This window comes from Mesorhizobium sp. WSM4806, from assembly GCF_055811635.1.
Genome location: NZ_JBVVQZ010000030.1, coordinates 60,600 through 71,732 on the forward strand (window position 1 = coordinate 60,600; position 11,133 = coordinate 71,732).

An 11,133-nucleotide genomic window follows, 5' to 3' on the forward strand; every position below is an offset into this window, starting at 1 on the left:
CCCCCCCGCGCGCGGGGTGGTGGCGGGGCGGGCCCCCCCCCCCCCCCCCACCAACCCCCCCCCCCCCCCCCCCCCCCCCCCCCCCCCCCCCCCCCCCCCCCCCCGAAACTGTTGTCAGAGTTTGCCGCTGCGCTGCTGGACCATCATGAAGGTGTCGTAGTTGTACTCGGCCACCTGCGCCCAGAGATAGTGCTCCTTGCGGAACGCCTTGATCGAGTCCCATATCTTCTTGAACGGCGCGTTCGAGGCTTCCATCTCGGCATAGACCTCGTTTGCCTTTTCGGAGCAGGCTGCCAGGATTTCCGGGCTGAACGGGCGCAATTTGGCGCCCACGGACACCAGTCGCCTCACGGCCGCCGGATTCAGAAAGTCGTATTTCTGCAGCATGTTGGCGTCGGCGGCCTGCGCGGCGGTGCGCACCAGCGCCTTGTAGGCCGGCGAAAGCTCCTCGTATTTCGCCTTGTTGAACATCAGATGGACGGTCGGCCCGCCTTCCCACCAGCCGGGATAATAGTAATTGGGCGCGACCTTGTAGAAGCCGAGCTTCTCATCGTCATAAGGGCCGACCCATTCGGCAGCGTCGATGGTGCCTTTTTCCAGCGCCGGATAGATGTCGCCGCCGGCGATCTGCTGCGGCACGACGCCGAGCCTTTCCACCACTTTGCCGGCAAAGCCACCGATGCGCATCTTGAGGCCCGAAAGGTCGGCGACGGTGTTGATCTCCTTGCGGAACCAGCCGCCCATCTGCACGCCCGTATTGCCGCCAGGCAGGCCAAAAAGGCCCTGCGTGGCGAGAAACTCGTTGAACAGGTCGATGCCGCCGCCGTGGTAATGCCAGGCATTGATGCCGCGCGCGTTGAGCGAGAACGGAACCGCGGCACCTAGTGCCCATGTCGGGTCCTTGCCCCAATAATAATATGCCACCGTATGGCAGGCCTCGACGGTGCCGGCGGTGGTGGCGTCCGCGGCCTGCAGGCCGGGCACCAGTTCACCGGCAGCGAAGACCTGCACCTGGAAGTTGCCGTCGGTCGCCTCCGAGAGCATCCTGGAAAAGACCTCGGCGCCGCCATAGATCGTATCGAGAGACTTCGGGAAGGACGACGCCAGGCGCCATGTCACTTTCGGGTTGGTTTGGGCGATAGCCGGCGCGGCAAGCGCCGCCGTAGCGCCGACACTGGTGACGCCGGCCTTGCGGATGAATGATCGACGATCCATGAAGTCCTCCCTATTGGATCAACAGACCGACGTTCGGGAGATGCTCTGTGCCCCGGATCGGCTTCGCGGCAAACAATACACGGGCAAGAAGTCGAGTCCAGCCATGGGAGCCGGTTTTGCCGGCGGCGTTTTCGCGAAATACGCGGGCGCGAACACGCCTCCTGCAACTTAAGTCTAACGCCCTTTCCGTGGCTCATGCGAGATGCCGAACTTGTCATGGCAAAGCGCCGTCGGATCGCCTATTTTAAAAGGCAGAACATATCCTTGCACTGAATGGACCCGGATCAAAAATGCAGCAGCCGCTAGTCGCCATATCGACCGATGTCCGCCAGTTCGACAACTACACCTGGCATGCCGCTCCGCAGCAATATCTGGAGGCGGCGCTTTCGGCGGCCGGCGTGTTCCCGGTGCTGGTGCCGTCCTTCGGCGACCGGCTCGATTTCGATGAGCTCCTGTCATCGGTCGACGGCGTCATGATCACCGGCTCGAAGTCCAATGTTCATCCCTCGCACTATGGCGGCGATGCCAGCGAGGCCAACGGCCCCTACGATCCGGCCCGCGACGCCACGACGCTGCCGCTGATCCGCAAGGCAGTGGAGCGCGGCGTGCCGCTGCTCGCCATCTGCCGCGGCATCCAGGAGATGAATGTGGCGCTGAGCGGCACGCTGGCCACAGAAATCCAGGAGCGCGAGGGATCGCTGGATCATCGCGCACCGGCGAGCGACAATCAGGACGAACGCTTCGCCATCCGCCAGACAATTTCGATCAAGCCCGGAAGCTGCCTCGCCGGCGTGTTCGGGGCAGGCGACATCTTGGTCAATTCGGTGCACCGCCAGGCCATCGACCGGCTCGGCCCGAAGCTGCAGATAGAGGCGGTAGCCAGCGACGGCACGGTCGAGGCGGTTTCGGTGCGCGACGCCCGCGCTTTCGCCGTCGGCGTCCAGTGGCATCCCGAATACTGGGTCAAGTCGGACAGCGTCTCAGCAAGGATATTCCGCGCCTTCGGCGATGCGGTGCGCCTGCACGCCGCGGCGAAATCCGGCGCGTGGGCCGCCGCGGAATAGTTCGTCGGACGTCAACGTCAATCGCTGCTGGCCGCCAGCGACAGCAGCGGCAGGGCTGGTGCGTAGGATTCATAACCGTCGCCGTCGGCGACGCCGAAAGTGACGATCGGGTCGATGCCGTTCGCGCTGAAGGTGACCGTGCCGTCATCCTGCTCGCGCCAGAATTTCGCGCGCTCGATGCCGGGCAAGACCCGGTGGCAATTCGCAGTGACTGTCAACAGCGACAGGCCATGCGCAACCTCAGTGCCGCGCTTGACCGCGCAGGACGCTTCGTCGCCATTGGCCACCAGCCGGTAGTCGCCGGGCGACTGCGCTGACTCATCGGCTGTGCGGCCTTCGCCTCCGCCGCTGTGAAACAGCTGAACGCTGCCGAACAGCGCGACCACCGCTATCAATGCAGCAAGTGCTTTCATCTGCGTTCTCCGGGTGTTTGGCGATAGATAAAGATGATTTCAAAGCGTTAAACCGTGGTTAACAAATAGGAAAGCGTGCCGCTCAGCTGCGCGCCTTGAGCTTTTCCGTTTCCGGCACCGGCGTCAACGCCCTCCCCTTCGAAAACCAGGAAATCAGATTGTCAACGCACAGATCGGCCATGGCGCGGCGGGTATGTTCCGAAGCCGAGCCGACATGCGGCAAAAGTGAAGTGTTGGGGGCGGCGAGCAGCGCCGGCGGCACGTTCGGCTCGTCAGCGAAGACGTCGAGCCCGGCAGCGGCGATGGTGCCGCCGGCAAGCGCCGCGGCAAGAGCTGCCTCGTCGATCGTGCTGCCGCGACCGATGTTGACGAAGACGCCATTCGGGCCGAGCGCCGACAGGATCTCGACGTTGACCGCCTTTTCCGTCGAGGCGCCGCCGGGCGCCACCGAGATCAGCGTATCGACCGCCTCGGCAAGGCCTTTCAGCGTGCCGTGGTATTCGTAGGGCAAGCCTTCGACCTGGCGCCGGTTATGGTAGGCGATCGGCAGCCCAAAGGCCTCCAGCCGGCGCGCAATGGCGAGACCGATGCGGCCCATGCCGAAAATACCGACACGACGGCCGCGCAAGGTCAGCCGGCTTAGCGGATAGTTGCCATTGCGTGCCCAACTGCCGTCGCGCAGCCAGGTCTCGGCGCGCGGCAGCTCGCGGACGGTGTTGATCAAAAGCCCGATCGCCGTATCGGCGACCTCCTCGGTCAGCACATCCGGCGTGTTGGTGACCATGACGCCGCGCTGCGCTGCGTGACGGGCATCGACCGAATCATAGCCGACGCCGAAATTGGCGATGATCTCGAGATTCGGCAGCGCGTCGATGAGGGCTGCGTTGATCCCGCCAAAGGCGGCAATGCCGCGCACCGTCCGGCGCATCTCGTCGGTGACCAGCGACGCATCAGGCCGTTCGATCCAGGCACGGCTGAACGTCCGGTCGATGCGGCCGACCGCGTGGTCGTTGAATTGGCCCGGCACCAGAATGGCGACTGCTTGCTGCTGTTCGGCTTTTGTCATGCACGTTCCACTGGTTTGCCGGTCGACTGGCGCACATGCAGTTCCGGCTTGATCAGTTCCTGCGACGGTCGCACCATCTGCCCATTGAGCTTGTCGAGCAGCGCGCTGGCGGCGCGGCGGCCAACTTCACGCTGGCCATTCCACACGGTGGTCAGCGCCGGCGTTGCGATCGCTGCTTCCTCGAGATCGTCGTAGCCGGTCACGGATATGTCAATGCCCGGCACGAGTCCGGCGCGTGCAATGCCGTTCATCAGGCCGATGGCGACGAGGTCGTTCCAGCAGCAGGCCGCGGTCGGCTTGTCCTTCAGCGCCAGGAACTGCCCGGCGGCCTCGAAGCCAGCCTGTTTGGTGCGCGGGCCGGGAATGCGCCAGGACGGCCTGACCTCCAGCCCTGCCGCCTCCATGGCGTTGAGATAGCCTTGGTAGCGGTCGCGGCCGGTCGAGGTCTGGTCGGTGCCGCCGATCATGGCGATGCGTTTATGGCCGAGCGAGATCAGATGGTTGGTGGCTAGCCCGGTGCCATAGGCATCGTCGCCACGAAACACCGGCACGTCAGCGCCTTCGACGGTGCGTGCGATCAGCACCGCCGGCAGGCCGTTTTCCTCGGCCATGAAGATGTCTTCGGGCGGCGTGCCGATGGCCGGCGACATGATGACGCCGTCGGCGCCAAGCTGCAGCAGCGTGTCGATGAAGGTGCGCTGCTTTTCGAGCTGGTCGTAATGGTTCGACAGGATGAAGGTCTGCCGGCTGCGGTCGAGCTCGCTTTCGATCGAGCGCAGGATCTCGGCGAAGAAAGGATTCATGATGTCGTGGACGACGACGCCGACGATACCCGAACGCGAGGTGCGCAGGCTGGCGGCGCGGCGATTGTAGATATAGCCGATGGCGCGGGCATGTTCCTTGATGCGATCGCGGGTGTTTCCAGCAACCAGCGGGCTGTCGCGCAGGGCCAGCGAGACCGTGGCCGTGGACACACCGAGCGCATCCGCGATCGTCGAAAGCTTGATCTTCTGTGCCAGCGCCTTGCGCTCCCCCGACGATCCAGAGCTGATCCATGATCTCCAGCGAAACCGGATGCCCGTTTTCGGGATCATGGTCTAAACAGTTTAAACGCGGCCTTATGCCACCCTTCCGAAACAAATCAAAGTTTTTTTGCCAGCGCATCCACCTCGACGTCGAGGGCAGCGCGGTTGCGCACGCGAAGCCGGTGCTCGCGATGAATGATATAAAAGCCGCTGGCGACGATGACGAGCACCTAGGACACCGAGCGTCAACAGGATGAACCAGTGTCGATATGATCAAGGATGCATGCGGGCACCTTTGGTGATCTTGTCGACAAGCTTCTTTTCGGCGCGCAGCGCGATTCCGACGACCTTGGCATCGTCGGGTGCGAATTCGGCAAAGACGGCGCGGTTCGCCGCGTCGTGGCCGGTCGAAAACATTTCGTCGACGTAGAGCGAGGTCGTCACACCGCGCTTCAGCGCCCGCCGGTGGATCGCAGTGAGCGTCGAGCGTTCGGCCGAAAGCACGATGATCGGCTGGATCGAGAGCGGATTATAGATATTGCCGGCGCGGTCGCGATAGGGTTCGCCGATGATCTCGCTATACTGCGCGACGATGCCGCTGGTCAGGAACGCGGTTACGTTGAGCTTTTGCCAGACGGGAAGGTTATCCTGCAGCACGATTGCAAATTTCGTGTCGAACATGAGACATTTGCCATTCGAGGTTTGTGAATGAAGCGATGTCGCACGGTCTAGATGGCGAGGCCTTTCAGGGTCTTGGACGTTTGTGCGTTGACGCGGCTGAGAACTGCGTCATCTCGGCGCCCGATTGCGTCGGAATGGAGCGTATCGAGGCCCGGTTCCACGGCAGCGCCTTCGATCTCCATCGTCACGATACCTACGCCATCGGCGTGACGCTGCATGGCGTCCAGACTTTCCGGTATCGGGGCGCGACGCATCACAGCCTGCCCGGCCAGATTATCGTGCTCCATCCCGACGAATTGCACGATGGCGGCGCCGGCACTGAAGACGGTTTGCGTTACAGGATGCTTTATCTGGAGCCGTCCATCGTGCTGGACTGCCTCGATCAGACAGGCGCATCGCTGCCTTTCGTCAGGAATGCCGTGGTGACGGATCCTGTTTTCCGCACGCGGCTGCTTTCGGCGCTGGGGCCGTTGGACCAGAAGCTGGACGATCTGTTTGTCGCCGACTTCGTTGCGCAATTGATGCAAAGCCTGGCACGGCATTCAGGCCTGCCGGCGAAACCGATCCCAAGGACAGCGTGGCGGGCTGTCAGCCTGGCACGCGACTATCTGGAAGAAAATGTTTTCCGTACCGTCCGTTCCGAGGAACTGGAGGCGATCACTGGGCTCGATCGTTATGCCCTGTCGCGGCATTTCCGTGCCGCTTTCTCCACCAGTCCGCACCGCTTTCTCTTGATGCGCCGGCTTCAGCGAGCACGCCGCATGATCGAGGCGAGCGAGTCATTGGCGCAGATCGCAATAGCGGCCGGTTTCAACGACCAAAGTCATTTCAGCAGGCACTTCAAGAAGGCGTTCGGTGTCACGCCGGGCCGCTGGTCGGCATTGGTGCATGGATCGTCAGCAGCCGCTGCCTGATGGCGTCAGCCGCGGATCATTCGTCGGCGTCGATCTCGTCATCGACGAGAACCATCTCTCCGTTCGAGAGGTTCGCCTCAACGCGGGCGAGCAGCTTGAACAGCGCCTTCTGGTCCTTTTTATCGAGCCCCTTCAGCGCCTGCTTCTCGGTCTTCTTCACCGATTTCTCGATGGCATGAATGATTTCGCGGCCAGTGTCGGTCAGAAAGATATGGGCTTGGCGGGCATCGGCGGAGGAAGCGCGTTTTTCCAGAAAGCCCTGCGCCTGCAGCCGGTTGATGGTCTTGGTGATGGTCGGCGGGCGAACACCGAGGCGACCGGCAAGATTGCCGGGCGTCTGCCCGTCCTCACGGTCGAGCGCCAGCATGATCTGGTCCTGGCCGGCATAGAAGCCGTGCGCCAAAAGCCGCGCGGCGAGTGCCGTACGCGCCAGCCGCGCCGCCGAATGCAGCCGGCTCATTGTCGCAGTCTTGTCCGCCTTGGCCATGGTTATCCCTCTTCGGCCCAACCGGTGTGGACAGCATAGAGGCAGCCGCCCGGTTGGCAATGGACGATCAAAAGATCCGGCTTTGCAAAACAGCTTTGCCGGCAAGCGATGTGGTGTCCGCCGTGGCTAATGCCAGATGTTTATTTCAGTTACATGACAAACGAGTTTTCAGCGCAGGTGGACGGGTTCGGCAGGAGCGCCGCACCGATGCGGGTCTCAATCAGCCCCTCACCGCGACGATCATCAAGGCCTGGTAGGCGTCCGCCACCTCGCGCAGCGCCGCCTGCGAAAGCGGCCCGGCGCGCCGCGCGATACCGTCCCTGGCGTTCGACGTATCCCGCTTGCCGGACCGGTCGGTGTAGGGCGCGACAGTGGTGAATATCTGTTCGCTCAGGCCGTCGGGGAAAAACAGCTGGCCGATCATCACCGAATTGTCGTTGGGGAAGACTTTGAAATGGATGTGGGTGGTGCGGCCGCGATACCAGCCGGGATAGATGGTGGCGAACGAGACGATGCCGCTGTCATCGGTCTTTTGCCAACCGCGCAGAAAACTCTGGCCTGACGTATCGACATCCTGGCCGTCGCCTTGTCCCGGATAGCCTGAATAATGGCCTTGCGCGTCGCAATGCCAGATATCGACCCGCGCGCCGGCAAGCGGCCGGCAGCCTGCGTCGATGACCTGCAGCCGCAGATTGAGGGCAATGCCCGCTTTGCCTTCGGTTATATCGGCGCGTTCGAGCTTCGGGTCGAAATAGAACGGGCCCTCGGTCGCTTCCGGTGTGATCGCGCAGACGCCGGCGCCGCTATCGAACAGGGCAAGCCCGGCATAGGGCGAGGCCTGCTGCGCCAGCGCGATGCCCGGTAGAAAGACACCGCCGACCGCGCTAACGGCAATGAGGCCAAGCGCCTGGCGCCGGCTCAACGGCAAGGAGGACGGTTTGTCGGACATCCGGCGCCTCTTTTTGGTTTCTGTCGAGCAAGCTGGCTTGGTCTTATCTAGTCAGTGAGGCCAGCCAACGCCAATGGAAACCCAGCAATGTTGGGAAAACCCGGCAATGTTGGCGACCTGTTTGGCCCATCGGTTGCCACGTGCAAAAGCAGGGCGTGCATCCTATATGGAGCCAACAATCCTTTTCGAGGCCCAACATGAGCGATGCACAGACGATACAAATCCCCGTAACCGTTCTCACCGGCTATCTTGGCGCCGGCAAGACGACGCTGCTAAACCGCATCCTTTCGGAAAGCCACGGCAAGCGCTACGCCGTTATCGTCAATGAGTTCGGTGAGATCGGCATCGACAACGAGTTGATCGTGGAATCCGACGAGGAAATCTACGAGATGAACAATGGTTGCGTCTGCTGCACGGTGCGCGGCGACCTGATCCGCGTCGTCGAGGGCTTGATGCGTCGGCCAGGCCGCTTCGACGCCATCGTGATCGAGACGACCGGCCTCGCCGATCCGGTGCCGGTGGCGCAGACCTTCTTCATGGACGACGACGTGCGCTCCAAGACCAGGCTCGACGCGGTGGTGGCGCTGGTCGACGCCAAGCACCTGCCGTTGCGGCTGAAGGATTCCCGCGAAGCCGAGGACCAGATCGCCTTTGCCGATGTCGTCGTGCTCAACAAGACCGATCTCGTCACGCCGGACGAACTGAGCAAGGTCGAGGCGACGATCCGCGCGATCAACCCGGCGGCCCGGATCCATCGCACCACGCGCGCCGGCGTGGCGCTGTCCGAGGTGCTCGACCGCGGCGCCTTCGACCTTTCCCGGGCGCTGGAGAACGATCCGCATTTCCTTGAGGCGCGTGACGACCACGACCATCATGACCATGACCATCATGACCATGATCATCACGATCATGACGGGCATCATCACCATGATCACGCGCACCCGTCCGATATCCATGACGTGACGGTGCAGTCGGTGTCTCTGCGGGGCGGCGAGATGGACCCGAAAAAATTCTTCCCCTGGATCGAGAAGATCACCCAGATGGAAGGCCCCAACATCCTGCGTCTGAAAGGGATCATCGCGCTTAAAGGCGATGACGAGCGCTACGTCATTCAGGGCGTGCACATGATCATCGAGGGCGACCACCAGCGCGCCTGGAAGGACGGCGAGAAGCACGAGAGCCGGCTGGTCTTCATCGGCCGCGAACTCGACGCCGAGCGGCTGAAGAAGAGTTTTGATGCCTGCCAGGCGTAACGGACCGAATAAGGATTGATTATTGCCTTGTGTACACATATCATGTGTACGTGAGTGGCACAAAAGAGGACAGGTCATGTCCAGATCCGCCGACAATAAAACCGAACGTTTTCAGATGCGCATTCCACCGGCGCAGAAGGCGATCATCGCCCGCGCTGCGGCGCTGTCGCACAAGGACATGGCCGATTTCATCCTCGACAAGATCGTACCCGAAGCGCAGGCCGTGATCGAAGCTGCCGAGGTGATGAGGGTTTCCAACCGCGACTTCACACGCATCCTTGACCTACTTGAGAACCCGCCGAAACCCAATGCCAGGCTGCGAGCGGCGATTGCCGCCTTGCCGGATACTCTGTGACGCTTCCGTTCTGGCACGAGAAGTCGATTGCGAAACGGCACGATCGGGCTTCTTTCGATTGCGGTGATGCGCAGATGAACGATTTTCTGCGGCGGTTCGCACGGCAGAGCCACGATCAGAACGCGGCCAAGACCTTCTGTGCGATCGACAACGTGGCTTCGGACCGGGTCCTCGGTTTCTATACAATTGCCCCTTCCGCGGTAGCTCATGAAGCAGTGCCCGACGCCATGACGAGAGGCTTGGCGCGACACGAGGTTTCCGGCTTCAAGCTTGGCCGGCTTGCATCCGACCGGGCCGTCGCCGGGCAAGGGCTCGGAGGTCAGCTGCTAGCCGTCGCCGCGTTGCGCTGCCTGCGGCTTGCAGGTGAGGGCGGCGGCATCCTGCTCATCATCGATGCCAAGAACGAGCGGGCAGCACGGTGGTATGCCAGGTATGGTGCCGAGAGCCTCCAAGGCCAGGATTTGACCTTGGTGATGCCATTGGCCACCTTCGCAACTGGTATGCGGGCCAAGGGACTGCTTTGACGATCGCCTGTCGCCACAATTGTGGTTTCGATGCAGATCCTCATGGTTGCCGGAACCGCAAACGTCGAGTAAGCCGCCTAAGCCGCTCCCTGTAAACTTGTCCAGCCGTGAACCACGATAGCCATGCCCACAGTCGCCCCGCTTGATCTCCAGGGACATTGCATCGCCGCCGTTTTCCTTGGCGACGTGCCGCATTTCGCACTGGCCGACGGCACAATCCATCGGCTGGACCATGGCCACAAGACGGCGCAGGCCAATGACGGGCTTCTCGCTGCCTTCCACGATGCGGCCAACGACCGGCTGATCACCGGCGGCGAGGACGGCAAGATTTTTTCCGTTACCGCCGGCGGCAATGCGGCAGAATTGGCAAGCGCCGGGAAGAAATGGATCACCAGCGTTGCCGCCGGACCACAAGGCGCCGTCGCCTATGCCTCGGGCAAGATCGCCTTCGTGCGTTTCTCCGACGGCAAGACCAAGGAATTCCTGCATCCGCGTTCGGTCGAGGGGCTGGCGTTCTCGCCCAAGGGGATGCGCTTCGGCGTCGCCCGCTACAATGGCGCGACGCTGCATTTCCCGGCGGCGAACGGCAAGCCGGTCGAGCTGGAATGGGCCGGCGCCCATACCGGCATCACGTTCTCGCCGGATGGCGCCTTCCTCGTCACCACCATGCAGGAGAACGCGCTGCATGGCTGGAAGCTCGCCGATGGCAAGCACATGCGGATGAGCGGCTATCCCGGCAAAGTCAAAAGCCTGTCATGGGCGCCCAAGGGAAAATGGCTGGCCAGTTCCGGAGCCCCGGCGGCGATCGTCTGGCCGTTTTCGGGCAAGGACGGGCCGATGGGCAAGGCGCCGCTGGAACTCGGCACGCGCGGCAACGCCATGGTGACCTCGGTCGCCTGCCATCCGAGCCAGGATGTCGTCGCCGTCGGCTATGACGACGGCATGGTGATGGCGGTGCGTTTCGCGGACGCCAAGGAGGTGCTTCTGCGCCGACCGGGCAAGGGCGCCATTACCTCGATGATGTGGGACAAGGAGGAACGCCGCGTCGCCTTCGGCAGCGCCGCCGGCGACTGCGGCGTCATCGATATTTCGGCCTAGGGCCGTAGGGGAGTAGGGGACACATCCCCTATTCCCCTATTCCCCTATTCCCCCTATTACCCTTTGGCCCCGGGGGGTATAAAAAAATG

13 protein-coding genes and 1 pseudogene are annotated in these 11,133 nt (G+C 62.6%); 6 read left to right on the top strand and 8 right to left on the bottom strand.

Going from position 1 to position 11,133, the window contains the following annotated elements; genetic code table 11:
• Nucleotides 1-114: 114 nt before the first annotated feature.
• Nucleotides 115-1,215, bottom strand: coding sequence for a TRAP transporter substrate-binding protein (locus AC0L2M_RS32240; RefSeq protein ID WP_473536965.1), 1,101 nt, complete (start codon nucleotides 1,213-1,215; stop codon nucleotides 115-117).
• Between the two features lie 290 nt (nucleotides 1,216-1,505).
• Here AC0L2M_RS32240 and AC0L2M_RS32245 point away from each other — a divergent pair, with 290 nt between their 5' ends.
• A complete protein-coding gene (locus tag AC0L2M_RS32245; protein ID WP_128244523.1) occupies nucleotides 1,506-2,279 on the top strand; it encodes a gamma-glutamyl-gamma-aminobutyrate hydrolase family protein in 774 nt (257 codons plus the stop codon).
• 17 nt (nucleotides 2,280-2,296) lie between these two features.
• Here the strand turns inward: AC0L2M_RS32245 and AC0L2M_RS32250 are convergent, their stop codons facing one another.
• The 5 genes and pseudogenes from AC0L2M_RS32250 to AC0L2M_RS32270 all read right to left on the bottom strand — a co-directional run bounded on the left by AC0L2M_RS32250 (nucleotide 2,297) and on the right by AC0L2M_RS32270 (nucleotide 5,464).
• The gene (locus tag AC0L2M_RS32250) at nucleotides 2,297-2,692 is read right to left on the bottom strand and encodes a hypothetical protein (RefSeq protein WP_027151474.1); all 396 of its coding nucleotides are present in this window, start codon (nucleotides 2,690-2,692) and stop codon (nucleotides 2,297-2,299) included.
• Nucleotides 2,693-2,774: 82 nt separating this feature from the next.
• Nucleotides 2,775-3,758: a 2-hydroxyacid dehydrogenase gene (locus AC0L2M_RS32255; RefSeq protein ID WP_128172903.1), complete on the bottom strand. Its 984-nt coding sequence runs from the start codon at nucleotides 3,756-3,758 to the stop codon at nucleotides 2,775-2,777.
• Nucleotides 3,755-4,777 carry a LacI family DNA-binding transcriptional regulator gene (locus AC0L2M_RS32260; RefSeq protein ID WP_023796812.1) on the bottom strand — a complete coding sequence of 341 codons (1,023 nt, stop codon included), beginning with the start codon at nucleotides 4,775-4,777 and terminating at the stop codon, nucleotides 3,755-3,757. The genes AC0L2M_RS32255 and AC0L2M_RS32260 overlap by 4 nt, the downstream gene beginning before the upstream one ends.
• A 122-nt stretch (nucleotides 4,778-4,899) precedes the next feature.
• Nucleotides 4,900-5,007: pseudogene (locus tag AC0L2M_RS32265) on the bottom strand (EamA/RhaT family transporter); the annotation flags it as partial.
• Nucleotides 5,008-5,056: 49 nt separating this feature from the next.
• A complete protein-coding gene (locus AC0L2M_RS32270) occupies nucleotides 5,057-5,464 on the bottom strand; it encodes a DUF2000 family protein (protein WP_128172902.1) in 408 nt (135 codons plus the stop codon).
• A 35-nt stretch (nucleotides 5,465-5,499) separates the two neighbouring features.
• Here AC0L2M_RS32270 and AC0L2M_RS32275 point away from each other — a divergent pair, with 35 nt between their 5' ends.
• The gene (locus AC0L2M_RS32275; RefSeq protein ID WP_128168386.1) at nucleotides 5,500-6,378 is read left to right on the top strand and encodes an AraC family transcriptional regulator; all 879 of its coding nucleotides are present in this window, start codon (nucleotides 5,500-5,502) and stop codon (nucleotides 6,376-6,378) included.
• 16 nt (nucleotides 6,379-6,394) lie between these two features.
• Here AC0L2M_RS32275 and AC0L2M_RS32280 read toward each other — a convergent pair whose 3' ends face one another.
• Nucleotides 6,395-6,865, bottom strand: a complete 471-nt coding sequence (locus AC0L2M_RS32280; protein WP_023796815.1) for a MarR family winged helix-turn-helix transcriptional regulator — start codon at nucleotides 6,863-6,865, stop codon at nucleotides 6,395-6,397.
• A 220-nt stretch (nucleotides 6,866-7,085) separates the two neighbouring features.
• The gene (locus AC0L2M_RS32285) at nucleotides 7,086-7,814 is read right to left on the bottom strand and encodes an intradiol ring-cleavage dioxygenase (protein ID WP_128172901.1); all 729 of its coding nucleotides are present in this window, start codon (nucleotides 7,812-7,814) and stop codon (nucleotides 7,086-7,088) included.
• Between the two features lie 197 nt (nucleotides 7,815-8,011).
• Here AC0L2M_RS32285 and AC0L2M_RS32290 point away from each other — a divergent pair, with 197 nt between their 5' ends.
• The 4 genes from AC0L2M_RS32290 to AC0L2M_RS32305 all read left to right on the top strand — a co-directional run bounded on the left by AC0L2M_RS32290 (nucleotide 8,012) and on the right by AC0L2M_RS32305 (nucleotide 11,044).
• The gene (locus AC0L2M_RS32290; protein ID WP_473536968.1) at nucleotides 8,012-9,067 is read left to right on the top strand and encodes a CobW family GTP-binding protein; all 1,056 of its coding nucleotides are present in this window, start codon (nucleotides 8,012-8,014) and stop codon (nucleotides 9,065-9,067) included.
• 76 nt (nucleotides 9,068-9,143) lie between these two features.
• The gene (locus tag AC0L2M_RS32295) at nucleotides 9,144-9,422 is read left to right on the top strand and encodes a type II toxin-antitoxin system TacA family antitoxin (protein WP_473495376.1); all 279 of its coding nucleotides are present in this window, start codon (nucleotides 9,144-9,146) and stop codon (nucleotides 9,420-9,422) included.
• Entirely contained in the window at nucleotides 9,419-9,946 is a 528-nt protein-coding gene (locus AC0L2M_RS32300; protein WP_473536969.1) for a GNAT family N-acetyltransferase, read from the top strand. The genes AC0L2M_RS32295 and AC0L2M_RS32300 overlap by 4 nt, the downstream gene beginning before the upstream one ends.
• A 123-nt stretch (nucleotides 9,947-10,069) precedes the next feature.
• Complete coding sequence (locus AC0L2M_RS32305) at nucleotides 10,070-11,044, top strand: WD40 repeat domain-containing protein (RefSeq protein ID WP_287067583.1); 975 nt, start codon at nucleotides 10,070-10,072, stop codon at nucleotides 11,042-11,044.
• Nucleotides 11,045-11,133: the final 89 nt, after the last annotated feature.

Bases quoted from the DNA above. Each gene is read 5' to 3' on its own strand.
- AC0L2M_RS32250 (WP_027151474.1), bottom strand. From the start codon at position 2,692: ATGAAAGCACTTGCTGCATTGATAGCGGTGGTCGCGCTGTTCGGCAGC.
- AC0L2M_RS32275 (WP_128168386.1), top strand. From the start codon at position 5,500: ATGTCGCACGGTCTAGATGGCGAGGCCTTTCAGGGTCTTGGACGTTTG.
- AC0L2M_RS32240 (WP_473536965.1), bottom strand. From the start codon at position 1,215: ATGGATCGTCGATCATTCATCCGCAAGGCCGGCGTCACCAGTGTCGGC.
- AC0L2M_RS32280 (WP_023796815.1), bottom strand. From the start codon at position 6,865: ATGGCCAAGGCGGACAAGACTGCGACAATGAGCCGGCTGCATTCGGCG.
- AC0L2M_RS32270 (WP_128172902.1), bottom strand. From the start codon at position 5,464: ATGTTCGACACGAAATTTGCAATCGTGCTGCAGGATAACCTTCCCGTC.
- AC0L2M_RS32295 (WP_473495376.1), top strand. From the start codon at position 9,144: ATGTCCAGATCCGCCGACAATAAAACCGAACGTTTTCAGATGCGCATT.
- AC0L2M_RS32245 (WP_128244523.1), top strand. From the start codon at position 1,506: ATGCAGCAGCCGCTAGTCGCCATATCGACCGATGTCCGCCAGTTCGAC.
- AC0L2M_RS32255 (WP_128172903.1), bottom strand. From the start codon at position 3,758: ATGACAAAAGCCGAACAGCAGCAAGCAGTCGCCATTCTGGTGCCGGGC.
- AC0L2M_RS32285 (WP_128172901.1), bottom strand. From the start codon at position 7,814: ATGTCCGACAAACCGTCCTCCTTGCCGTTGAGCCGGCGCCAGGCGCTT.
- AC0L2M_RS32305 (WP_287067583.1), top strand. From the start codon at position 10,070: ATGCCCACAGTCGCCCCGCTTGATCTCCAGGGACATTGCATCGCCGCC.
- AC0L2M_RS32290 (WP_473536968.1), top strand. From the start codon at position 8,012: ATGAGCGATGCACAGACGATACAAATCCCCGTAACCGTTCTCACCGGC.